Origin of the sequence: Psychromonas arctica (genome assembly GCF_038155225.1) — a bacterium.
GTDB classification, from domain to species: domain Bacteria; phylum Pseudomonadota; class Gammaproteobacteria; order Enterobacterales; family Psychromonadaceae; genus Psychromonas; species Psychromonas arctica_B.
Genome location: NZ_JBAKBA010000004.1, coordinates 39,911 through 64,099, shown reverse-complemented (window position 1 = coordinate 64,099; position 24,189 = coordinate 39,911). Strand labels below are relative to the sequence as shown.

Below are 24,189 nucleotides of genomic sequence, written 5' to 3'. Positions count from 1 at the left end.
ACGGTTTAAAAGCTTAAGTCGTACAATAATAAATAGAGACTGGTAATGAAAAGATAATGATTAATGTATAGGTTCAATTAGAGAAAAAATTTAAACCAAGCAGTGACTTATATCAAAATTATTATACATAATATCTCCTAAACTTATATTTATAAAATGCTTTATTATTGTGATTTATTATTTAAATAAAAAATTTAAACAATAAAAAACAACAAGTTAAATATTTTCGTAACGAAAATAAAAAAATCAAAAACCTCATAAATTAAACACGATCCAATTCACTTATTTGTCGAAAAGGCCATGCCCTAAAATCAACAAATTTTAGTATAGCTTTAAAGGTTCTTTAACGACTTTAAAAAGCAAGCTCACACTACCTGCTTATTTTGTTTAACTTCATTCTTGCACTCAAAAGATACAAACGCAGATCAAACTTTACAATGAACAAGAGTGTTACCAATCACAAAGAAACAAGGAAGGTCATAAGCTTATATTATTAATACTTAAAATTAGATATAGTAAAATATACTTTTATTTCATCAATTTATCATTTAATCATCTTAACTCCAAAAATTGGTACTATAAAATTAGGAATAGACGTTATGCCAACGGCTTCTATCATAAAATTTACAGACAGCTCATCTTTAAGTGAATTAAATAAAGCAATCGATAGTGTCATTGAAGAAGGGGCTAAAACAGTATTATTATTGACTTGTATCGATAATAATTACAATCAAGAAAAATCAAAAAAAGTGTTGCAGCAATACACTGTTTCGCTGTGTGGTGCGGTATTTCCTAAAATCATATATAAAAACAAAAGTTACTCACAAGGAGCGATTGTTTTAGGATTAATGGTTCACTGTAAAGTGGTAAATTATTCCATGTTGGCTGACTCAGATGCTGATTTAAAATCTTATATTCAACTAAAAAGCCAACAAATAGAAAACTACCAAAACTTTATCATCATCTCCGATGCATTTTGCAATCAATGCGAAAACTTTACCGACCACTTTTATGATTACATGGGTTCTGGCATATCTGCGATTGGTGGAGGAGCTGGTTCATTGGATTTACTACCTCATCCGGTTATTTTCACCAATCAAGGGTTGATTAGTAACGCAACACAAGTAATAGCACTTCCTTGTCCTATAACCAATAGTATCGCGCACGGTTGGGAAATTTTAGAGGGCCCTTATTTAGTAACGTCTTCTGAAGGGCATTATGTCCACTCATTAAATTACCGACCTACTTTTGAGTTATACAAAGAAATTATCCAAAACAAAATAGACTATCCTTTAGAAGATGATTTTTTTAATGAATATGCCAAGCGGTTCCCTTTAGGCATTATGTCATTGGATGGGGATATATTAGTCAGAGATTCATTACAAACAAATGGTGCTTATTTAGAATGTGTAGGCAACGTCCCTATGAATTCGATGGTTTACTTATTACACAGCGATCTACATAAAATGACACTTGCCAGTGAAAAGGCAGCACAAGAAGTAGCAAGGAAAGGTGTTGCAAATACTCTTTTATTATTTGACTGCGTTACTCGCGATCTATTATTCGGTGAAAATATTAGCGATGAACTTGAAGTAATACAACGTCCTTTCCCTAATACCAGGTTAGTAGGTGTAATGGCCCTAGGGGAAATAGCGAATACAACTAACGGGTCAATCCGTTTACTCAACAAATCAACAGTGCTTGGTTCCTTTTAAACAGCAAGGAAATTTATGAATATAGCGATGCATATAATGTCGATTCAGCATCAATTAGTATTGGCAATAGACAAAGATCCTGACTTAAAAAAAATGCTACACCAATTCTTAAGTCTTTGTAGCCTGTCTTTAAATTCAACGAATAGTCATATCTTCCTTATAAAAGACAACAATAATAATCCGGCATACCAATTAAATATAAACCATGAAATACAATTAAAACACTATGTCAGCTTTCCAATGAAAAAAAGTGGATTATTATCGAGTGAAGATACAAAATTATTTGACTTAGTTAACCAGTTTTTTCAAAATAATCGCGATGAACAAGAACAAAAAGTTAGCTCCACGTTATATCATTTTTTTAAGATAGGTGACTTTGGCGTATTAACCATTGAACGAGAAAAAAGTTTAGACCAAGCGATTCGAAATGCCCTTCCCCCAGTATTAAATAAACTCGCCATTAGCACCATTGCCGCCATTAACCATCATTCTCTTGTTATTGAAATAAAAACACGTCAACGTGTAGAAGAAAAAATAAGCTATCAAGCCTCTCATGATTTTCTTACAGGCCTTTACAATAGAATGAAAATACAAGAGTTTTTAGCGAGTGCAATTGATGACTGTATACACCAAGAACAAACTGGCGCTATATTATTGATTAACTTAACAGGGTTTAAAAATATCAATGATGTAATGGGCTACCACGTAGGAGACGAGGTATTAAAGCAAGCAGCGGTTAGGCTCAAAGTATTAATCAAAGACATGGGGATCGTCGCCAGATTTAACGGACATGAGTTTATTATATTAATAGAAAGTTTATCTCTTAATAACACCAAAGCTCAATCAATCATCAATGATGTCATTGCAGATATTATTTATGCGATGGAAATTCCTTTTGAATTTGTTGAAGGTCGATTTTCTTTATCTTGCTTCATTGGTTATGAGACTTTTAATAATGCATCAAAGGGAGTTCAAGATATCCTTAAAAATGCCAGCATAGCAGTCTATGAAGCCTTTAAAAGAGGGAAAGATAAAGCATTACCTTACAACGAAGTCATGTCAAAGCAATTAAATGACCATATCAGTTACACCAGAGAAATAAAGCAAGCCTTAGCATTTAATGAATTTGAATTGCATTATCAACCTCAGTACGACCATTTAAATAACATGATTGGTGCTGAAGCTTTATTACGTTGGAATAATCCTTTAAGAGGTTATGAATCCCCTGCTGTTTATATTCCTATCGCTGAAGAAAGTGATCTGATTATGCAGATCAGTAGTTACGTCTTACAACAAGCATGTGAAGATATTAGAAAGTTACAACAGCTTCCTTTACCTGATACCTTTAAACAAGTGTCTATTAATATCAGTGCAAAACAATTAGCGAAGCATGATTTTGCCGATACAATTATTTTAGCCATCAAAAAGAATCAGATATCCCCTCTGCATTTAAAAATAGAAATAACAGAAAGTATTATGATGGGCGATATAGAATTATCAATCGCATGCTTAGAAAAATTACATGACTTTGGTGTCGAATGCGCCATTGATGATTTTGGTACCGGTTATTCCTCTCTCGCTTATTTAAAACGCTTACCAGCTAGTCTGCTTAAAATTGACCGTTCGTTTGTCACTGATATCCATAAAGATCCAAGTAACCATGCTATTGCAAATATGGTTATAAAACTAGCGAACAGTTTAAATATGGAAGTAATTGCAGAAGGGGTAGAAACCAAACAAGAACTAGACTCTTTAATCGCTTTAGGGTGTTATCAATATCAAGGATTTTATTTTAGTCGCCCTTTAACTTTTAATAAACTAGTCGAGAGTTTAGAAGCATAATCCAACTACCTTTATTAAATCTAAGAGATTAAATATCAGTGATTTTTACATTTATCATTATACCGATTACATTAAATTTTTTATCTAAATTTTGCGATGGAAAAACAGTTCAATTCAAGGCATAAATTGCTGTTCCCTTTACGAAATTTACAACGAGGAAGTGGGCTGTTATGGTTATGTACTTATGATCTGAATCCAAGAACGACCCAATCATTAAATTAAAAATTTTATTGGAAATATAGATTTACTTTGCCATTTAAAGTTTACTTTTCTAAGGCTTATTTTCCAAAAAAAAATAACAAAGCATTCTAAACAGGTTATTTAGGCAACATCACAACTCGCCAATAACAATCAAGTAATTGGATTACTCTATCAAATCCGCCTTTGACATCTGACTTAACAATGTACCCAGCTATATTTTCGTTATACGCAGCTACTAAGTCTTCATCTGCAGATGATGTAGTCAGAACAAAAATAATCGTGTTTTTTAAGTTTTCATCTTTACGTATATTTTGTAGAAACTCTATCCCACCCATAATTGGCATATTCAAGTCCAATAAGATCAAATAAGGCCTTTGTACTATACTTGTATCACGTAGCAACTCTAATGCTTCTAATCCATTTTTTGTTCTAACAATTGGGTTCGCTAATTTAAGTTTCTTAAAACCTCTTTCAACTGCTTTAGCATCAATATCATCGTCTTCTACCAACAAGATACTGACTTCGTTATACTTTTCACTCATGCTTGTTTATTCCTTTATTTCTTGCTAACTGGCTTTATTCAGTAATTTCCTTCGGCCAAGTAAAGTAAAAAGTACACCCTTGACCTTCACTTGATTCGATTCTTACTTCTCCAGAATAATGTTCAACAATTTTCTTAATCAACGCAAGTCCCATACCACTTCCTTCCGCTTCATCTCGTGGCCTTAAAGTTTTAAACATTTTAAATATATCTTCTTGATATTGCAAAGAAATTCCAGGTCCATCATCTTTAATACTAAATTCATAAAACAACCCTGTATCTATACAGCCAACTTCAATACCCCCCTCTTCTTTATGATGGTGCTTTATGGCATTACTCAACAAGTTTCGTATCACTTGTTCAAAAGGAGCTTTAAATGTTGAAAAAGTAGGTAACTGATCGTTAATCGTTAAAGTAAAACCATTTAAAGGCGCAACTAACATAAATAAGTCATTCACTAACATATGACTGTTAATAACTGAAAAACTTACTTTTTGATGATTAGCTCGAGAATAAGTTAACAAATCGCTTAACAGTGTTTCTAAACGCCCTATTCGATTTCGCATCATCTTAAGATGATCAGGTATTTCTTCTAAATTACCTTCTTCTATATCTTCAACAACCCAAGTTGCTAATTGGTCAATACCACGTAATGGTGCTTTTAAATCATGTGATGCGACATAGGCAAAGTCATCCAGATCTTTGTTAGAGCGAGCAAGATCAATAGAGCGTTTCTCAGCGAGTACCTTAGCACTTTCAGCTTCTTTCATTAAACGAGATAAGAGTACTCGCTGGGTTTTTAATTCAACAACATGAGCTTTTAATTCTGTATTTTTATCAGCTAAAGATTGCGTTCTTTTCATCACAGTCTTTTCTAATCGATGATTTTGATTTTTTAATTCATCACTTAAAACTGTTATATTTTTCGCTCTAATAACAGCGACTTGTAAAGCATAAACTGCAAATGCTAATAATAAACTAATGACAGTACCACTTGCTAAAATCCATTTTATAACAGAAGGAGACTCAATCTGTGCTAATAAGTTTTCATTTAAAGCGATATTTAACTGCCATTTACGGTCTGGAATGGTTAAATCAAAACTAAAAAATTGATTATCGTTTTTCTTCCCATAAAGCACGCTACCATTGTCAGCATTAACATCTAATAAAGTTAATTTTAGGCCTTCAGTATCTGCACGAGCTTTAGCTTTTTCCATTAAGGTATCAATTCTAAAAACCCCAGTTGTATAACCTAATAAAGCATCAATACGCTGTTCAATATTACCAATAGGAGCCCCTTTTTTATAAACAGGGGCAATAATTAAAAATCCCGCAGAATCACTAAGCTCTTGAACTAACTTAATTTTTGATGTTGTTACCATTTTTCCAGTATTTCGAGCTGACTCTAATGACTGGCGTCGGGTATCGCTGCTATTTAGGTCAAAGCCAAGTACTTCACGATTAAAATCATAAGGACTAACATAAGACACAGGTGTGTAATATGGCTTAATTCCACTTGTAACTAACTTGCTTTTTTTTGTATTTTCTTTAATTTCAAAATTAGGTTCCTGAGTTTGTAATAATGCTTCAAACGATTTTCTTTGATCGCCTGGTATTAAAGGCACCCAACTAAGTGCTTGAATATAACCACGGCTTTTTATATCCAGAACTCCCATATATTGATTAAATTCATCCTGAGATAAGTGTTCTTCGTTTGCACTATAAAAAGCCTGTAAGCCTTGTAAATCATTAACTGATTTATCAATTGCATCCTGAAAACGAATAGAGATTTGCTCTGATATATTCTCTATTTTTAAATAGCTCTCTGTTTTTAATTGATTACCAACTTGTAACGAGACTGAATAGGTACTTACAATACCAACACCACTTATAATAATGGCTAAGATTAGAGACTTAATAGAAATTGAGTTCACCTTTAAAATCCTTTTAAACACATAAATTTTATATTCATAATATCGATTATGGAGGGTAAAACGGTATAAGACAGAAGTGATATCAGATATACGTTACTGATATATATTTATATAAGTAATTGTTTTAATAATAATTATATATTTTAAATTATCTAACCTCTATTTTATATCATTTATTCTAGTGTTAGATCATTAGGAAGTATAGCCAATATAAAAATCAATTAAATAAAATAATATTATCCTTATGTAGTTAGAAAATATAAAGACAGATATTGATAGTGAGAAACGGTTTAAGAAATCAAAAACAACATTAAAAATAGGGTTTAAGATAACTATTAAATAACAGTTTTATTGATTGGATAATGAATTGAAGAGAAAAACACCCCTAACAAATTAGGGGTGTGGAATTATAAAACTATATTAACGATTAACGTTCTACAGCTACTTTACGAGTTTCTTCGATATTGATTTCAATACGACGATTCATTTTGCTTGCTTCGGCAGTGTTACTTGAATCAAGTAAGTTTGTTTCGCCGTGGCCAATAGCAGTAAGACGAGAAGCATCAATACCGTATTCAGATGTTAGTAAACCAGTAATCGCATCAGCACGCTTTTGTGATAGCTTTTGGTTGTAGCTAGCTTTACCTACTGCAGAAGTATAACCATCAACAGTAATGTTTACGTGTGGGTATTGCTTAAGGAAAGCAGAAACTTTAGCAAGTTCAGAGTAGTACTCAGATTTTACAACAGCTTTGTTGTTATCAAAGTTAACTAATAAACGGTAAGAAAGACGTTCTTTTTCAAAAATAGTACAACCTACTTCATCAACTTTATCATTCATTGGTGTAGACGCACATTGGTCTTTACCGTCAACAACGCCATCTTTATCAGTATCAATTGCAACTGGTGCAACATAAGCAACTGGCTGAGGTTTAACTGGAACAACTTTTTCATTAGTATCAAAGAAGTAAACAATACCTACTTGAGCAATAGCATCTGCGTAGTTGCCATCAAATTGGTAGCTTCCTTTACCTTCAACGTAACCTGCAAATTGGTCAGTGAAGTATTGACGATAACCAAGACCAACATTAAGAGCAGCTTCTGTATCAGTATTAAAATCTAAAGCGTTAAGACCACCTAATAGGTAAAGGTTTTTCTCTGTAGGGAAGAAAAGTGCATCTAAGCCATATTTATTAATACCTTGAATGTTACTACCACGCTTAAGTTCAGCTTCAAAGCGAGAGTAAGATAAACGAAGTTCTACAGGAGCAGAAAGACGGTAACCTAATTCAGCACCGTAACCACCTGCACGGTTAAATGAACTAGTGTTTAAACGATCGCTATCAGCTTCTAAATAAGCTCCGTGTAAACCACCGTAAACATTACCTACTAGTGTTTCAGCATCTGGTTGAGCTGCATTAGCTGCAGAAAACTGAGTAAGTAATAATGTGCTAACAAGAAGTGAGGTTTTATGTTTCATCATATCGGTATTCCATTTGATTAGTTAATTGAGTAAAAAAGTGATTATCTTTATATATAAACACTTAAAAAACACAATAAAAAATAATAATTTTAGCAAAAAATATCATTCTGATATTTAATTTGCAAATTAAATGTTGGCAAGGTCAAGAATATAAACACTTCCCAAAGGTTCTTCAAAAAACTGTCCTTTATTACCAATGTATTTAATAAACTTAATTAGTAATAAACCAATTTAAAGTCAAATTAAAAACAAAGTAAAACATAAAAACATCTCACTAGTGGTATAAATATTTTAGTATTCATTATTTAATGTGATATAAAAATAATGATAGATAAAATAACTAGCATGCCCAAGTATAGGATAAAAATTCTAAGAACGGTCTATTATAAAGCAAATTTAATAAACGTATAATACTTTGTTATATCTCTACTTAGAATTTTTAAAGTAACTAAAATTAAAGTCTATAAAAGGACAGCTACAAAAGAACAATAAGATTATCTAACAGCCAGTACGTAAATAAGATTAAATAAGATCACTATTTAATTAAAAATAATTGAAAGTTAGATATTGGATTGATTAATATCAGTTTTTTTGTGAGATAAAGGAATATATTTATACTTATATTTAATCAGTATAAAAATATCTTTATTTTTAGAGGAAGCAATTTACCGAGTACAACTTGCCAAAAATACGGGGTAAGTTAGCCTTTGCTATAAAATTTATTTTTTATAAAAAACGTTTTTGCAGGGAATTAACACGGATTTAAGATCTACATATGTAAATAATAGTCAAAAAAAGACGTTTTATTCGGTGTGGTGTATAAATGATAGCAAATAATATAATGCCTAAATATTGCTCGCTATCTTAATTTCAATTTAAAACGACAGCTAATTTATATGAGCTGATTGAGACCAAAGTAAATAAACTCATTTATTTTGTATGAGGTGATACTTACATAAGCATCACCTCATACAAACATAATGCTAACGTTTTCTTAATTCAAATAAATCAGTTCGTCTATCTTTTAGATTTTTCACACTACCAAACTGATGCAACTCTTTTAATAAGTAAAGATCGACATCCGCAATCAATATCATTTCAGTATTAGGTGTTGCTTCAGCTTTAACGCCATTAGCAGGGAAAGCAAAATCACAAGGTGTAAATACAGCAGACTGTGCATATTGTATGTCCATATTATGCACTTTAGGTAAGTTACCTACCCCACCTGCAATCGCTACATAACACTCGTTTTCAATCGCCCTTGCTTGTGAACAAGCTCTTACACGTGAATAACCATTTTGTGTATCTGTTAAGAAAGGCACAAATAAAATATCCATACCGTCATCTGCTAAAATTCGGCTTAACTCAGGAAACTCTGAGTCATAACAGACCAATACACCAATTTTTCCACAGTCAGTATCAAAGGCTTTAAGTTGAGTCCCACCTTCCATTCCCCACACTTTAACTTCATCGGGTGTTACATGGAGTTTTTCAAAGCGCTCTTTAGTGCCATCTCTGCGACATAAATAACCAACGTTATACAGTCGATCATCAACAATTTCAGGCATGCTACCTGTAATAATATTAATATTGTAACTAATCGCCAAATCAGTAAATTTCTGTACGATTGTTTCTGTATGTTTCGCTAATTCTCGAATCGCCTGAGGTTCACTGATATGGTTATTTTCAGCCATTAATGGCGCATTAAAAAATTCAGGGAATAATGCAAAATCAGAACGATAACCTGCAACAGCATCAACGAAATACTCAACTTGTTCCATTAACTCATCAAGATTTTTATATGAACGCATTTGCCATTGTATTAAGCCAAGACGCACTAACTTCTTAGTCGGAACCGTTTCTTTATTTGGTTTTTCATAATAAATATTGCTCCACTTAAGTAATACAGCATAATCATTAGAGCCATTATCACCTTCAAGGTACCCTTTTAAAATTCTCGCAGGATGAAAGTCGTTAGAAATTTGAAAGTTTAAAACTGGATCGTGGATCTCTTTGCGTTTTACTTTTTCAATGTATTCTTTAGGCGAGATTTTATCGGCATATTTATGATAATTTGGAATACGCCCACCGAAAGTAATGCCTTTTAAATTTAATCTTTCACACAACTCTTTACGGTAATCGTAAAGACGTCGTCCAAGCCTTAAACCACGAAACTCTGCTTTAATGAAAACATCAATACCGTATAACGTATCGCCATAGGAAGTATGTGTATTAAACGTATCGTTACCAGTAATCTCGTTATAAGTATGCGCTTCTTCAAAAGCATCATAATCAACTCGAATAGACAGCGCGCAACCAGCAATATGGTCATTCACTTTAATAACGATTTGTCCTTCGGGAAACTTATTAATCAAGGTTTCAATCTGATGCTCTTCCCAGTATGGGTCAGCAAGACTAGTATAAGCGTCAATCATGGCGGCTTTCAGTTCTTGATAGTCATCAAGACTTAAAAATGATAATTCTACATTCTCTATGTTTTGCATTAAAAAACCTACAGTGAGTATAAAGGTTTGAGTATATTTTAGTTTTTCATTTGTTTACAGGGAATAAGAATATAAAAAATAAGAACAGTCTTATCGGTATATATAACCAAACATAAACTCTCTACAAATCATGATTCTTCACGAAAAAACTTAAATAGACTGCTCTTTTGCAGTGCATGTTTTGCACTAAGAAAGAAAAAATAATGTTAAAAATTTATCTAACACTTCATAAAAAAAAGTAACCTATTGTTTTATATAAAATTTTATCTAATCAAAAATATGGCACGTCCGTTGCAAAAATAACAAATAAAGTTTCGATCGTTTCACTTTGACCTATATAAATATATAATCTCAAACGCTAATCAACCTTTGACTAATAAGTATCGACCTAAATCACTTATAAGAAATAGGCTAAGACATAAAGCATTATCCCTGAAACAGAAGCACAGTAAATTTTCTGACTTATTTGAAATAATATAAAAGATAAAAGGACCGACAGTGAAAGGAAAAGGAATGGGAAATGACACACAATAGCCACTCATTAATCGATCGTATTAATCATCATTATTCTGAATTAACAGCGAATAGTCGTCGTTTAGCTGACTATTTACTGCTTAACCCAGAGAAAATATTGATCATGTCAACCAATGAAATAGCTGAAGTTTGTTCTGTTTCTAAAACCAGCGTTAGTCGTTTTATTCGCCGTTTAGGTTATGCAGATCATTTGTCATTACGTAATGAACTCTTACAAGTGCGAGAAAGTGGTGAACCGGTATTAACCAAGTCATTGGAAAATTGTGATTTTCATCAAGAGATTCAAGCGCTAGAACTTCTACGAGAGCAAATTAATAGTACAGATCTTGGCCCTCTTATTGATAGCCTCGCTAACGCACCGCGCATTAAAATTATTGGTTACCGCAATAGTTATCCACTAGCGATGCATTTTAGACAGCAGTTAATGCAATGTCGCGGCAACGTAGAACTACTGCCTTTACCCGGGCAAACAATCGGGGAGGATTTAGCCGCTATTGAAGACACTGATTTTGTGATTGTGATAGGGATCCGTCGACGAGTCAGTCATTTTTCTAACATGCTAGAACAGTTACAAGGTAATAAAACATTATTGATCACTGATCAATCAGGGCAAAAATATGCACCGAGCGCGAGCCACCTGTTGATATGCCACATGAATAATGAAACACCACTCGATAGTTATTCAGTCCCAATGAGTTTAATTTCTCATTTGGTTAATAATACTTATCAAGCATTAAAAGGAAACGCCACTAAAGTTAGTAGCAAAATAAGTGTAAATTACTCAAAACTCAATGAGTTAGAGTAGTTAATTAAATTATAAAACTGATCGAAAGAGTAAATAAATAGATGATAAATATTATAAGTAAGCTTAAAAAAGAATGGTTTTTAGTGGGTATGGTCGTAGCGATTGCGTTAGCTGCTATTAGCGCTGATGTTGGAAAAAGTGGTGGGTTAATTCATCTCGATAAAATAACGGGTATTGGCGTCGCCATTGTATTTTTCTTACATGGTTTAGGCCTATCACCTTCTGCTATTAAAGCGGGTATCAGTAACTGGCGCATGCATATTTATATTCAGCTAGCGACCTTTGTGGCTTACCCACTACTTTGGGTTATTTTTGGGGATGTTTTCTTAAATTATATGCCAGCGGCTTTAGCGTTTGGTTTTTGTTATCTATTTGTTTTACCAAGTACGATCTCCTCTTCAGTGGCGATGACCAGTGTCGGTAAAGGTAATGTTCCTGGCGCCATCTTTAACGCATCGCTTTCAAGTATTTTGGGTATCTTTATTACGCCATTGTTAATCCAAGCATTTATGGGATTTGAAGGTGTAGAGCTAGACTTAATGGCGTCGATTATTTCTATTTCAAAATTATTATTATTGCCAATGATTCTTGGTCAGTTAGCACGTCCGTTATTATTGAAATTTGCTCAAAAACATAAATCAGTAGTTAGTAAAGTTGATAAATACGTCATCTTGTTAATTGTTTATAACGCTTTTTGTGACTCTGTGGCAAACGGTATATGGAGCACATTCACAATAGAAATGCTGATTACCTCCATCGTTATTTGTATCGTTGTATTGCTCTGTATGGTGCACCTTATTCAATGGGGAGCACGCCGCAGTAAATTTGAACGAGCTGATGAAGTCGCTGTTGTTTTCTGTGCGACTAAAAAGACCCTTGCAGCAGGTATTCCAATGGCCACGGTTATTTTTGGTAGTAACCCAGATCTTGGGATGATCTTGTTACCTATCATGTTGTATCACCCAATTCAGATCTTCTATTGTGCAATATTAGCTAGCCGCTATGCAGCACAAAGTGAACAAGTGAACCCGGCTTCAAATAACTAGTCATTTAGACGCGCTAAATATCAATAACATTATATAAAAGGAACTTTAAATATGAATGAAACAACCGCTAAAGACACTCGTGTTTATTGCATACAAGGCCCAAGTAACTTAGCTGCAACGGCTGAAGGTATGCTTAGTGAATTAACATTTGTATTTAAAGACCTATTTGATGTGAAAGGTTATGCCACAGGAGCTGGCAACCCAGCTTGGTTAACAAGCCATGAGCCAGCCCAACAAACGGCAAGTGTAATTAAAAAACTATTAGCGCAAGGTGCTAATTGTGTAGGGCGAGTGCAAACCGATGAATTAGCCTATAGCTTAAATGGTCAAAATATTCATTACGGTACGCCAGTGAACCCTCTTGCACCTGGTTGTTTACCCGGCGGGTCGTCAAGTGGCAGCGCGGTTGCCGTTGCTAACGGTGAAGCTGACTTCTCAATCGGTACTGATACCGGTGGTTCGGTACGTGTTCCGGCGAGTTATTGTGGTTTGTTTGGTTTGCGCCCGACACTTGGGAAATTAGCTTTAGACAATACTTTTGAACTGGCAAAGAGTTTTGATACAGCAGGCATATTTAGTCATGACTTAACCATTTTATCCACTGTGTTTAATGTATTGGCAGAGCAAAAACAGCCAGGGCAAAAAGCGACAACACTTTACCTTGACAGCACCTTAGCAAATCAACTTAGCCCACAGAGGTTAAGTGGGCTGAAGCATTGGTGTGTAGAAGCGAATATCGAATTATTAAGCTGTAACCTATTAGCCGATACAGAACAAACTCTGGATGACTTAAGCTTATTATTCCGCACTATCCAAGGCTTTGAAATTATTGAAGGGCACGATGCTTGGTTAACAGAGCATGGCGACTCATTAGATCCCTCTATTATGCAACGCGTCATTTGGGCTCGTAATATCACTCAGCAACAATATGTTGAAGCGAAAGCACAACAACAGACATTCCAACAAAAACTCTCCGCCTTATTTAATGAAATGCATGGGTTATGGATATTGCCTACCACGCCATCAGGTCCACCAGCACTGACAATGGCAGGCGATGAATTAGCTGAATATCGTTCACAGTTAATGGGATTAACCAGCATTGCTGGTTTAGCAGGTTTCCCACAATTACACCTACCGATGCAAGGTCTAACGGAAGGTCCTTGTGGTTTCTCGTTAATGAGTATTGCAAATAAAGAAGCAGATTTAATCGAAACCGGTCTTAGCTTATGGCAAGGAGAGTAACAAATGGCATTTCAAACTTCATTTACCGCACCTCATTACAAAGCAGCGCAAGCTGGGCAAGCAATATTAGACGCAGGCGGGACCGCTAGTGAAGCAATGGTTGCAGCTGCGGCAATGGTAACCGTGCAATATCCACACATGAACAGTATTGGTGGTGATGGATTCTGGCTCATTTGTAAAGCAGGTGAAAAACCAATCGCGATTGATGCTTGTGGCGCAGCGGCACTGAATATAGATGTTGAAAGCTATCGCCAACAAGCGGATGAGCTACCAGAAAGTGGCGGTAATGCAGCATTAACCATGGCGGGCACTATTGCAGGTTGGCAACAAGCACTCACCTTAAATGCGGGTAATCACACATTAAATTCACTACTTAAACCCGCTATTGATGCCGCTGAACAAGGTATTGAGATAACGCAAAGTTTAGTCGATGCCAGTGACAAAACCTTCTCTCGTTTAAGCCATTTAAGCGCTTTTTCAGAACGTTTTTTGAATCAAGGTGAAGTATTAAAAGTGGACGACAAACTGACTAACCAACCGTTAGCAGATACCTTTAAACACTTAGCAAAAGCAGGTTTAGATGATTTCTACCGTGGTGAACTAGCGCAACAAATGGCCGATGAACTAATTGAAGCAGGTAGCCCATTAACCTTAGAAGATTTTCATCAGTACCAAGCAACAGTCTCAACCCCCTTGACCGTCGATATTTCAAAGGGCAGTTTGTATAACCTAGATGCGCCAACTCAAGGCTTAGCTTCATTATTAATTTTAGCCATTTATGATCATTTAGTGGATCAAGTGACCTCTGAGGTTGAACATATTCATCTATTGGTAGAAGCGAGTAAACAAGCCTTTATCATTCGTGACCAACAAATTACTGATCCTGCTTATTTACAAAAACCATTACAAGAGTGGTTAAGCGACGATGTGATTACACAGTGTGCTGCGAACATCTCTTTTCAAAAAGCCTTACCTTGGCCACATTTAGCTAAACCAGGCGATACCGTGTGGATGGGCGCAACGGATCAATATGGCACCATGGTCAGTTTCATACAAAGTATTTACTGGGAGTTTGGTTCAGGTGTTGTACTGCCGACAAGTGGCATTACTTGGAACATTCGCGGTAAAAGCTTCACGTTAGATGCCAACCATCACAATGTGCTTGCGGCAGGCAAAAAACCATTCCATACCCTAAACCCTGCCTATGCTGAATTTAATGATGGCCGTCGACTCGTTTACGGTTCAATGGGTGGCGAAGGACAACCACAAACTCAAGCCTGCTTATTTAGCCGTTATATCTATCAAGGGATGAATTTATCAGATGCAGTGGCTTCTCCACGTTGGTTATTAGGTCGAACTTGGGGTGACAGCACCAATAATTTACGTTTAGAAAATCAGCTTTATCAACAATATGGCGCAACACTTCAAGCGCTTGGTCACGACATCACCACAGTGACAGATAACAATGAATTAATGGGGCACGCTGGTGCCATTATGCTCGATCAATACGGGAAAGTAGTTGCAACTAGCGACCCACGTAGCGATGGGCAAAGCTTACTCGGAGAAAACAATGACAACTAATACTTTATTTGAAACGCTTAATCCACCTGTTCGTCTATTAATGGGACCAGGCCCAATCAACGCGTATCCACGTGTGCATCAAGCGATTTCATCTGCCTTAATCGGTCAATACGACCCAGTGATGACAGGTTACATGAATCAAGTGCAATCACTTTATCGTGGTGTGCTTGAGACGAATAATAAACAAACTATGTTGGTTGATGGTACTGCGCGTGCAGGCATAGAGGCCGTATTAGTTTCAATTCTACAGCCGGGCGATAAAGTGTTAATCCCAGTGATTGGACGCTTTGGTCATTTATTATGTGAAATTGCACAACGTGTTGGCGCCGTGGTTAAAACCATTGATATCGAATGGGGTGAAGTTTGTCCGCCAGAGTTAGTAGAAAAAGCGATTAAAGAATTCCAACCAAAACTATTAGCAACGGTACAAGGTGATACTTCAACCACCATGAACCAACCTCTTGCTGAAATCGGCGAAATTTGTCAACGTCACGGCGTTCTATTCTACTGTGATGCAACAGCGTCTATTGCCGGCAACGAATTAAAAATGGATGAATGGCACTTAGATGCGGTTTCTGTTGGATTACAAAAATGTCTAGGTGGCCCATCAGGTAGTGCGCCAATCAGCTTAAGCGATCAATGTGCAGAAGTGATTAACCGCCGTAAACATGTCGAAGCAGGCATTAAAGCAGAACATCATACAGCGGGTGCCGATATAAGAATCCAATCTAACTATTTTGATTTAGCAATGGTCATGGATTACTGGGGCCCAGAGCGTTTAAACCACCACACTGAAGCGACTAGCATGTTATATGCAGCACGTGAATGTGCACGTATTTACCTTGAAGAAGGCAGTGAAAATGTGATTGCTCGCCATAAACAAGCTGGCGACGCAATGGCAATGGGTTTAAAAGCAATGGGTTTAAAACTATTCGGTAACCAACAATACAAAATGAATAACGTGGTTGGCGTGTATATCCCAGATGAAGTCGATGGCGATAAAGTGCGTGAAGAATTATTACTTTGTTTTGGTATTGAAATCGGTACTTCGTTCGGCCCATTACACGGTAAAATTTGGCGTATTGGCACAATGGGTTTTAACGCACGACAAGAATGTGTGTTAACAACCTTAGCGGCACTTGAATCTGTTTTATTGAAATACAAAGCACATATTCAACCGGGTCAAGCAGTGACCACTGCAATGCAGTATTACACTGTTTAAAAGGAGAATTCATGCCACAGAATAGTAATGAAGCAGCCACTAAAATTATGCAGTGGGCAGATCACCTCGCTACTTTCACGGCAATGGAAGGTGGTCTACTTCGCGCTTATTTAACACCTGAGCATAAATTAGCACATCAACAAATTGAAAAGTGGATGCAACAAGCTGAACTACAAACGTGGGAAGATAGCGTGGGTAACCAATGGGGACGAAAAGTATCATCGAAGCCAACATTACCAACCCTATTAATCGGTTCTCACAGTGATACCGTAGCGAATGCTGGTAAATATGACGGTAATCTAGGTGTACTACTAGCGATTGAAGCCATGTTTCAATTAGTCGGAGAAGACCTGCCCTTCCATGTTGATATTGTCGCTTTTGCCGACGAAGAAGGAACGCGCTTTAACACCACATTAATTGGATCAAGTGCGGTTGCAGGTTGCTTTCAACAAGACTGGTTAGCGATACAAGATAGCCAAGGTATTAGTATGGCTCAAGCAATGCGTGACTTTGGTTTAGATCCCGCGTTAGCAGGCCAAGATAAAAAAACCAAAGAAGAGACGCTCGCCTATTTAGAAGTGCATATTGAGCAAGGTCCAGTATTAGAAGATCTCGATTTACCAGTAGGCGTAGTGACTGGTATTGCCGGTGCAAAACGCTATCAATTCAAGCTTAAAGGGATGGCTGGCCATGCTGGTACGGTGCCTTTAGCTTTACGAAGAGATGCGATGTCTGGTGCCGCGCAAATGATCAGTACCATCGAACAATTTGCTTTTGAACATCAAATTGTCGCAACGGTTGGTCGTTGTGATGCTTTCCCTGGCGCAGTGAATGTCATCGCAGGTGAAGTTCATTTCACAGTGGATATTCGTAGTCAATCTCAATCAACATTAGAGAACTGCTGCACATTACTGCTACAGCAATTAAGCGATATCGCTGAAGCGCGTCAACTAACTTTACAGCATGAAAAACTGTACCAAGCTGAAGCGGTTTTATGTAGTGATGATTTACAACAGAAATGGGGTGAAGTCGTTGAGCAGCATACTCACAAAACACCGTGTTTTCTATCCAGTGGCGCAGGGCATGATGCAATGGTAATGACCAACATTACTGATATCGGCATGTTATTTGTTCGCTGTGAAAAAGGTATTAGCCATAACCCAAGAGAACAAGTCATTGAAGCTGATGTAGCTATTGCTTTGGACTGTTTAACAGACATGATCAGAAAGCTAGCAGTATAAAAAAGCATTACAATAATCAGTAAATGTGCTTGAAAATAGCTTTTAAAATAACGTTCAAAAAAACGGACAAAAACGGCGCTTAAATAATGTATTTAAGCGCCGTTTTTATGTGAGTTCACCAAATAAAAAGCTGTGTTAATTAAAGATCACTCCGAGTAAGGGTGATTTTCTATCCAATGTTTTGCAATCTCATCTCGGCGTGCAATCCATACATCATCATGTGATTGTACGTAATCTAAGAATTTTTTCAGTGCCATAAAACGACTTGGTTTACCTATCACACGGCAATGTAAACCAATCGACATCATCTTAGGTTTGTCACTTCCTTCTGCATAAAGGCAATCGAAACTGTCTTTTAAATACTGGAAAAATTCATCGCCATGGCTAAAACCATAAGGCGAAGAAAAGCGCATATCGTTATTATCAAGTGTATAAGGGATCACTAGATGTGGACGAGTTTCTTCACCGTCTTCACAGCTAGGCACTTGTGTCCAAAAAGGTAAGTCATCACCATAATAATCAGAGTCATAAAGCATGCCTCTTTGCTCTGCTACTAAACAACGCGTATTAGGTGAATCACGGCCGGTATACCAACCTAATGGGCGACTACCAGTTAATCCTTCAATAATATCCAAGGCTTGATGCATATGTTCACGTTCTTCTTCAATTGGCATATGCTGATAATGAATCCACTTTAAACCATGACAAGCAATCTCATGACCGTCTTCTATAATCGCTTTAGTGACTTCTGGGTTACGTTGCAAGGCAGTCGCAATACCAAAAACAGTCAGCGGCAAATCACGAGACTTAAACTCATTTAATATGCGCCAAACACCGGTTCTAGAACCATATTCATACAATGATTCCATACTCATGTGACGCTCAGGGTAAGCTTCTGCACCGGCTATTTCAGATAGAAATGTTTCAGAATGAGCATCACCATGTAAAACACAATTCTCACCACCCTCTTCATAATTCAGAACGAACTGAACGGCTATTTTTGCTTTATTAGGCCAGTTAGCATCGGGTACATTATCGCGACCATAACCAATATAATCACGTGGGTTTTCACTATTCATTGTTAACTATCCTTATTTACTTTTTGATTAGTCTGTTTTTATTGATTAGCTGCCCTATTGATTAGCAACTCTTATTGATTAGAGGTTTTTATTTTTTACTACTTGTATATTTACTACTATTGTTTTTTACTGCTACCCCAGTGCTGATAACGACCATGAAATGCTTTATTTAATGGCAAACCATATTGGCCTATTTTGCAAGTGTTAAGACCAAGCTGATACAAAGACTCTGCTAGCTTTACAGCCGCTGATACGCCATCGATAACCGGTACTTGTAGCTCCTCTGCCAACCTTGCGGCTAAATCAGACATACCAGCACAACCTAATACAATCGCTTCAGCACCATCAATTTGGATGGACTTTTCACATTCATTTTTAAGCTCAAGATAAATATCCTCGCTTGTATCTTCAAGGTCAAGTACTGCGATATCAGTGGCACGTGCACCGCTGCAAAAGTGTTGATAACCATAACGTTGCAAGAGGTGTTCACTGGCGGGTAAGGTACGTGTCATGGTCGTCACAATACCAAAACGATAGGAAACTAAACTGGCTAACTGGAAAGCTGCACCAGCAATACCAATAACAGGTACGGTGGCAATCTCTCTAGCAGCATCAAGTGCAGGGTCGCCAAAACAAGCAATAATATGTGCATCGACTTTTTGCTCTTCACCTTGTCGAATCACATCTAATAGTGCGGCAGAAGCAATGACTTCATCAAAAGCACTTTCAATACTTTCTGGCCCATGTGTTGGAGATGAGGCAATAATGTCGGTTGTTGCTAATGCCACTGATTTAGCTGAACTCGCAATTTTTTCAGTCATTCCTATACAGGTATTAGGGTTGATTAAATTTATTTTCATGGCTTATTCCATTTAGGAAAACAGTTGTTGGAAATTAATTTTCTGGTCATCGCTTATATTCAATTTCAAAGAAGACTTAATATGCATTAAATGACGTTTCATCCATTGTTGTGCTACTTCACTTTCGTTATTATCTAATAGATCGATTAACTCAAGGTGATCACCACAATCACAACTCACGCTATGCCGTGTTCCGAAAGCAGCAATAATCAATGAAGAGCGATAACAAAGTTGCTCTATAAAATCCGCCATTACCGAGTTACCTGATAAATGTGCCAATTCATAATGAAATTGAGCAGTCAGTTGAATTAAAGCAGCTTGATCTTCAATTTTTTCTGCTTTTCTTTCAGCAGCAACCATATGACGAAAATGCTTTGAATTAGCTTTAGACCAGCTTTTTAACACTTCAGAAATAAGCAATGGCTCTAACATAATGCGGCTATCTAACACTTCTCGTGCCTCTTGCTCACTAGGTTGATTAACCTGTGCTCCTTTATTGGGGGCAATCGTTACAATACGTTCCAATGCTAAACGTTGTAATACTTTACGAATACTAGTGCGACTTCTACCAAATGCCTCTGACAACTTATCTTCAGGCAATCTAGCGCCTGGGGGCAATTGATGTTCAACAATCGACTTTAATATCTTTTTGTAAATGTCTTCATCGCTCAAGTTATTACTCACTACTATTTCCTTCCCTTTATTGTATACAATAAATCCCCTTTAAATGTATACAATTATTTTTTATCCTATTAAATAGTTTAGCCTCTCCATTTTGTAAATCAAGCATGATAGCGCACCAAATTGATCTTAAATGCTTAAAAACAGTGCGTAAATAGCTTTTTAAATACAATTAAAAATAAGCAGATCCCTAAAAGTATCGGATTTTAGAGGATTTTTTAATATTGGCGCATTAATTGCTAAATTAAATTGTATACAATAAAACATTGGAGGTTTGTTATGTCAGATAAATTATTAATTAGTCCACGCCTTAGTAATGAGGATTTATTACCTGAAAAAGATCAGAAATGGGGGTGGTATAGTATCTTTGCTTTTTGGATGTCAGATGTGCATAGCGTTGGCGGATATGTATTTGCCGCGAGTTTATTTGCATTAGGTTTAAACGGTATCCAAGTCTTTATCAGCTTATTAGCCGGTATCTCTATCGTGCTATTGTTTGCTAACTTAATGGGTAAACCAGGGCAAAAAAGTGGTGCACCTTTCCCTATTATTGCTCGTATGGCCTTTGGCGTATTTGGTGCCAACATACCCGCGATTATTCGAGGGCTTATTGCTGTTGTTTGGTACGGTATTCAAACTTACCTCGCTTCAAGTGCGTTTATTATTTTAATACTTTATTTTTTCCCTTCTGCTGCTAGCCTAGCTGATGCTTCATTCTTAGGTTTATCTTATTTAGGTTGGGTAGGTTTCACCTCGATGTGGGTGCTACAGGCAATTATATTTATGTTTGGTATGGATATGATCCGTAAGGTGATCGATTGGTCAGGTCCTGCTATCTATATTGCGATGTTCGCGTTGTGCATCTATTTAGTTAATCTAGCTGGATGGGACAACATTAGTTTCAACCTAAGCTCACAAAAACTCATTGGTTGGGATGCCATCACGCAAATGATTATCGCAACTTGTTTAGTCGCGGGTTACTTTGCAGGTCCGACACTTAACTTCAGTGACTTCTCTCGTTACTGCGTTAGTTATAAACAACTTAAAGTGGGTAACTTATTAGGGCTTCCAGTCAACTTTATTATCTTTTCATTATTTAGTGTTTTAATTGTATCTGCATCTATTCCTGTCTTTGGTGAAATGATCACCGATCCCGTTGAAACAGTAAAACGCCTCGATTCAGGTTTAATTACTATATTGGGTGCACTTACGTTCATCTTCGCAACAGTTGGTATCAATATTGTCGCTAACTTTGTAGCTCCTGCTTTTGATTTCTCAAATGTAGCACCGCAAAAAATCAGCTTTAAAGCAGGTGGATTCATCGCCGCCTTTGGTTCAGTACTGTTAACACCTTGGAATCTATTTAATAACCCTGAAGTTATTCACTATACCGTTGATGTATTAGCGGCGATGATCGGTCCGTTATACGGTATTATTATTGTGGATTATTACTTTATTAAGAAAGGTAAAATCGATATTGATTCACTTTATACGGAATCACCTAAAGGTATTTACTGGTATCAAAACGGCTTTAATATGAAGAGTATTTATGCTTTATTGATTGCTGGATTACTGGCTGTTTACGCTACCTTCTTTATTGATGGGCTTGCTAATTACGCTATCTTTATTGGTGGCTTCACAGCGGCTTTTGTTTACCGTGTACTGATGACAAAAGAGAGAAACGAAGCTATTTCGGTTAGTGCAAGCTTAGCTGAACAATCATAGTTTATATTGGCCTAATATTTAATTTAGACCTTTGTATATCATCGATTAACTCATGTTAATCGATGATATACATTCCTAAAAATTCCTTTCGACTCCCCTCCTTTATTGCGCACTTAAAGTGCGGTTACTGCACCAATAAAGAATTAATATAAACTAAAAATCATTAAAATAAATTTAAAAATATTAATAAACCACTGTTTTTAATGATTATTTATTGTTTTTTATTAAATGGCACGATCGTTGCAAAAATAATACAAATAGCCGCAATCGTTTCACTGAATAAATAAGGAAATACACATGAGTGATGAATCTGAGTTAATTTATAAACTCGATGATAATCCATCGAATAAAGAATCATTTTTTGCTGCAATACAACATGTATTAGCGAGCTTTATTGGTGTCATCACACCAACACTTATCATTGGTGGTGTACTTGGCTTAGGTGATGAAATTCCTTATTTAATATCGATGGCATTAATGGTTTCAGGTGTTGGTACTATCATTCAAGCTAAAAGACCAATGGGTATTGGTGCAGGCATGATATGTGTTCAAGGCACTAGCTTTGCATTTTTAAGTTCAGTATTAGCAGCAGGTTTTATTGCTAAAGCGAATGGCGGTGGCCCAGATGAAATCCTAGCACTAATTTTTGGTGTTTGTGTTCTAGGTGCTTTTGTAGAAATTTTTGTGAGTCAGTTTGTTGATAAATTAAAGCGCGTTATTACACCAGTAGTAACGGGAACGGTAATTACTATTATCGGCATTAGTTTAATCAAAGTAGGTTTTACTGACTTAGCTGGCGGGCAGTGGTTATTAACCAATAAACCAGAGCTTTTTGCGAGTTTTGATAATCTATTTTTAGGTGCCTTAGTGATGATCAGCATTATTGCAGCACATAAATATGGCAATCAATGGATACGCTTATCTTCGATTATCATTGGTATGATTGTGGGTATGATAGCGGCAATGATGATGGGTAAAGTTAACTTTAGTGCCATTACACATGTTGAGTCAGTAATCAGCCTTCCTATCCCATTTAAATATGGTTTTTCGTTCGACATCGCTGCTTTTATTCCTATTGCATTAATTTATTTAATTACAGCCATTGAAACATCGGGTGATATCACGGCTAATTGTATGGTTTCAAAACAGCCAATCGCAGGTAAGTCATACATCAAACGTATTAAACAAGGTATTTTAGGTGATGGTGTGAACTCATTAATTGCAGGTGTATTCAATACGTTCCCTAATACAACATTCAGCCAAAATAACGGCGTTATTCAATTAACCGGTATTGCGAGTCGCTTTATTGGTGTTTGGATTGGCGCTATATTGATCATCATGGGTTTATTCCCGCACATTGGTGCGTTATTCCGCGCGGTACCCAACTCGGTATTAGGTGGAGCAACAATAATAATGTTCGCTACGGTCGCGATTGCAGGCGTAAAAATCCTAACACACGTAGAATTAAACAGAAAAAACATGTTAACACTCGCAGTGTCATTCGGTATGGGATTAGGCGTATTATTGGTCCCTGAAGTGGTTAATACAATCTCTGTTAATATTGGTGGCGACTTAGGTGCTATCGTGAAAAGTATCTTTGGCTCTCCTATTACTGCAAGTGGTTTGAGCGTGATTTTACTGACACTGTTTTTAGGTGATTATCCTGAGCAATACAACCCAATCATTCAAGATTTTCCAATTGATGAAGAGATCTCTAAAGGGATCAAAAACTAGAGTATAAATATCTTGAGTTGGTCATATCATTAACCAATTCAATTTTTTCCATTATCAAAAATAAGCTATGTGGCTTAATTGAAAAAACTATCGTATTAAAAAGGTAATTCTTCAATTAATTTTTAGATAGTGTGATAATTGTCTTAGCGATTTATGCAACGACATTAAACTTAGGAAGTAACTTAAATCGCTATTAGGTATTCTTTACAACTTGGCGTA

Annotated in this window: 17 protein-coding genes; 10 read left to right on the top strand and 7 right to left on the bottom strand. The window is 36.3% G+C overall.

The window, feature by feature from the left end:
• The first annotated feature begins 599 nt into the window (after nucleotides 1–599).
• Nucleotides 600–1,715 carry an FIST C-terminal domain-containing protein gene (locus V6255_RS02990; RefSeq protein WP_341626813.1) on the top strand — a complete coding sequence of 372 codons (1,116 nt, stop codon included), beginning with the start codon at nucleotides 600–602 and terminating at the stop codon, nucleotides 1,713–1,715.
• Nucleotides 1,716–1,730: 15 nt separating this feature from the next.
• A complete protein-coding gene (locus tag V6255_RS02985; protein WP_341626812.1) occupies nucleotides 1,731–3,557 on the top strand; it encodes a bifunctional diguanylate cyclase/phosphodiesterase in 1,827 nt (608 codons plus the stop codon).
• Nucleotides 3,558–3,874: 317 nt separating this feature from the next.
• Here the strand turns inward: V6255_RS02985 and V6255_RS02980 are convergent, their stop codons facing one another.
• The 4 genes from V6255_RS02980 to V6255_RS02965 form a co-directional block, all read right to left on the bottom strand.
• Entirely contained in the window at nucleotides 3,875–4,300 is a 426-nt protein-coding gene (locus V6255_RS02980) for a response regulator (protein ID WP_341626811.1), read from the bottom strand.
• A gap of 34 nt (nucleotides 4,301–4,334) precedes the next feature.
• Nucleotides 4,335–6,233 carry a CHASE domain-containing protein gene (locus V6255_RS02975; RefSeq protein ID WP_341626810.1) on the bottom strand — a complete coding sequence of 633 codons (1,899 nt, stop codon included), beginning with the start codon at nucleotides 6,231–6,233 and terminating at the stop codon, nucleotides 4,335–4,337.
• Between the two features lie 427 nt (nucleotides 6,234–6,660).
• On the bottom strand, nucleotides 6,661–7,716 hold the full coding sequence (locus tag V6255_RS02970; protein ID WP_341626809.1) for an OmpA family protein: 1,056 nt from the start codon (nucleotides 7,714–7,716) through the stop codon (nucleotides 6,661–6,663).
• Nucleotides 7,717–8,699: 983 nt separating this feature from the next.
• Nucleotides 8,700–10,220: a carbon-nitrogen hydrolase family protein gene (locus tag V6255_RS02965; RefSeq protein WP_160064294.1), complete on the bottom strand. Its 1,521-nt coding sequence runs from the start codon at nucleotides 10,218–10,220 to the stop codon at nucleotides 8,700–8,702.
• A gap of 520 nt (nucleotides 10,221–10,740) precedes the next feature.
• On the opposite strand from V6255_RS02965, the gene V6255_RS02960 reads away from it, so the two are divergent.
• From V6255_RS02960 to V6255_RS02935, 6 genes are read left to right on the top strand one after another with little or no spacing between them, the layout of a single operon-like run.
• On the top strand, nucleotides 10,741–11,559 hold the full coding sequence (locus V6255_RS02960) for a MurR/RpiR family transcriptional regulator (protein WP_341626808.1): 819 nt from the start codon (nucleotides 10,741–10,743) through the stop codon (nucleotides 11,557–11,559).
• Between the two features lie 41 nt (nucleotides 11,560–11,600).
• Nucleotides 11,601–12,605, top strand: coding sequence for a bile acid:sodium symporter family protein (locus tag V6255_RS02955; RefSeq protein WP_341626807.1), 1,005 nt, complete (start codon nucleotides 11,601–11,603; stop codon nucleotides 12,603–12,605).
• Between the two features lie 51 nt (nucleotides 12,606–12,656).
• Nucleotides 12,657–13,847 carry an amidase gene (locus V6255_RS02950; RefSeq protein ID WP_341626806.1) on the top strand — a complete coding sequence of 397 codons (1,191 nt, stop codon included), beginning with the start codon at nucleotides 12,657–12,659 and terminating at the stop codon, nucleotides 13,845–13,847.
• Between the two features lie 3 nt (nucleotides 13,848–13,850).
• A complete protein-coding gene (locus tag V6255_RS02945) occupies nucleotides 13,851–15,428 on the top strand; it encodes a gamma-glutamyltransferase family protein (RefSeq protein ID WP_341626805.1) in 1,578 nt (525 codons plus the stop codon).
• Nucleotides 15,418–16,650: a pyridoxal-phosphate-dependent aminotransferase family protein gene (locus tag V6255_RS02940; RefSeq protein WP_160064302.1), complete on the top strand. Its 1,233-nt coding sequence runs from the start codon at nucleotides 15,418–15,420 to the stop codon at nucleotides 16,648–16,650. Before V6255_RS02945 ends, V6255_RS02940 begins: the two co-directional genes overlap by 11 nt.
• 11 nt (nucleotides 16,651–16,661) lie before the next feature.
• On the top strand, nucleotides 16,662–17,891 hold the full coding sequence (locus V6255_RS02935; protein WP_341626804.1) for an allantoate amidohydrolase: 1,230 nt from the start codon (nucleotides 16,662–16,664) through the stop codon (nucleotides 17,889–17,891).
• A 146-nt stretch (nucleotides 17,892–18,037) separates the two neighbouring features.
• Here V6255_RS02935 and puuE read toward each other — a convergent pair whose 3' ends face one another.
• The 3 genes from puuE to V6255_RS02920 all read right to left on the bottom strand — a co-directional run bounded on the left by puuE (nucleotide 18,038) and on the right by V6255_RS02920 (nucleotide 20,514).
• Nucleotides 18,038–18,970: an allantoinase PuuE gene (gene puuE, locus V6255_RS02930; protein WP_341626803.1), complete on the bottom strand. Its 933-nt coding sequence runs from the start codon at nucleotides 18,968–18,970 to the stop codon at nucleotides 18,038–18,040.
• 116 nt (nucleotides 18,971–19,086) lie between these two features.
• Nucleotides 19,087–19,830 (bottom strand): aspartate/glutamate racemase family protein, encoded by a 744-nt coding sequence (locus V6255_RS02925; RefSeq protein ID WP_341626802.1) that lies wholly within the window; start codon nucleotides 19,828–19,830, stop codon nucleotides 19,087–19,089.
• A gap of 12 nt (nucleotides 19,831–19,842) precedes the next feature.
• The gene (locus tag V6255_RS02920; protein ID WP_341626801.1) at nucleotides 19,843–20,514 is read right to left on the bottom strand and encodes a GntR family transcriptional regulator; all 672 of its coding nucleotides are present in this window, start codon (nucleotides 20,512–20,514) and stop codon (nucleotides 19,843–19,845) included.
• Between the two features lie 276 nt (nucleotides 20,515–20,790).
• Between V6255_RS02920 and V6255_RS02915 the strand changes: the two genes are divergently transcribed.
• Together V6255_RS02915 and V6255_RS02910 are read left to right on the top strand one after the other, a co-directional pair.
• The gene (locus tag V6255_RS02915) at nucleotides 20,791–22,236 is read left to right on the top strand and encodes an NCS1 family nucleobase:cation symporter-1 (protein ID WP_341626800.1); all 1,446 of its coding nucleotides are present in this window, start codon (nucleotides 20,791–20,793) and stop codon (nucleotides 22,234–22,236) included.
• 297 nt (nucleotides 22,237–22,533) lie between these two features.
• A complete protein-coding gene (locus V6255_RS02910) occupies nucleotides 22,534–23,970 on the top strand; it encodes a nucleobase:cation symporter-2 family protein (protein WP_341626799.1) in 1,437 nt (478 codons plus the stop codon).
• Nucleotides 23,971–24,189: the final 219 nt, after the last annotated feature.

Excerpts from the sequence above, each read along its gene's own strand:
- V6255_RS02990 (WP_341626813.1), top strand. The coding sequence starts at position 600 with ATGCCAACGGCTTCTATCATAAAATTTACAGACAGCTCATCTTTAAGT.
- V6255_RS02985 (WP_341626812.1), top strand. The coding sequence starts at position 1,731 with ATGAATATAGCGATGCATATAATGTCGATTCAGCATCAATTAGTATTG.
- V6255_RS02980 (WP_341626811.1), bottom strand. The coding sequence starts at position 4,300 with ATGAGTGAAAAGTATAACGAAGTCAGTATCTTGTTGGTAGAAGACGAT.
- V6255_RS02970 (WP_341626809.1), bottom strand. The coding sequence starts at position 7,716 with ATGATGAAACATAAAACCTCACTTCTTGTTAGCACATTATTACTTACT.
- V6255_RS02965 (WP_160064294.1), bottom strand. The coding sequence starts at position 10,220 with ATGCAAAACATAGAGAATGTAGAATTATCATTTTTAAGTCTTGATGAC.
- V6255_RS02960 (WP_341626808.1), top strand. The coding sequence starts at position 10,741 with ATGACACACAATAGCCACTCATTAATCGATCGTATTAATCATCATTAT.
- V6255_RS02955 (WP_341626807.1), top strand. The coding sequence starts at position 11,601 with ATGATAAATATTATAAGTAAGCTTAAAAAAGAATGGTTTTTAGTGGGT.
- V6255_RS02950 (WP_341626806.1), top strand. The coding sequence starts at position 12,657 with ATGAATGAAACAACCGCTAAAGACACTCGTGTTTATTGCATACAAGGC.
- V6255_RS02945 (WP_341626805.1), top strand. The coding sequence starts at position 13,851 with ATGGCATTTCAAACTTCATTTACCGCACCTCATTACAAAGCAGCGCAA.
- V6255_RS02940 (WP_160064302.1), top strand. The coding sequence starts at position 15,418 with ATGACAACTAATACTTTATTTGAAACGCTTAATCCACCTGTTCGTCTA.
- V6255_RS02935 (WP_341626804.1), top strand. The coding sequence starts at position 16,662 with ATGCCACAGAATAGTAATGAAGCAGCCACTAAAATTATGCAGTGGGCA.
- puuE (WP_341626803.1), bottom strand. The coding sequence starts at position 18,970 with ATGAATAGTGAAAACCCACGTGATTATATTGGTTATGGTCGCGATAAT.
- V6255_RS02925 (WP_341626802.1), bottom strand. The coding sequence starts at position 19,830 with ATGAAAATAAATTTAATCAACCCTAATACCTGTATAGGAATGACTGAA.
- V6255_RS02915 (WP_341626800.1), top strand. The coding sequence starts at position 20,791 with ATGTCAGATAAATTATTAATTAGTCCACGCCTTAGTAATGAGGATTTA.
- V6255_RS02910 (WP_341626799.1), top strand. The coding sequence starts at position 22,534 with ATGAGTGATGAATCTGAGTTAATTTATAAACTCGATGATAATCCATCG.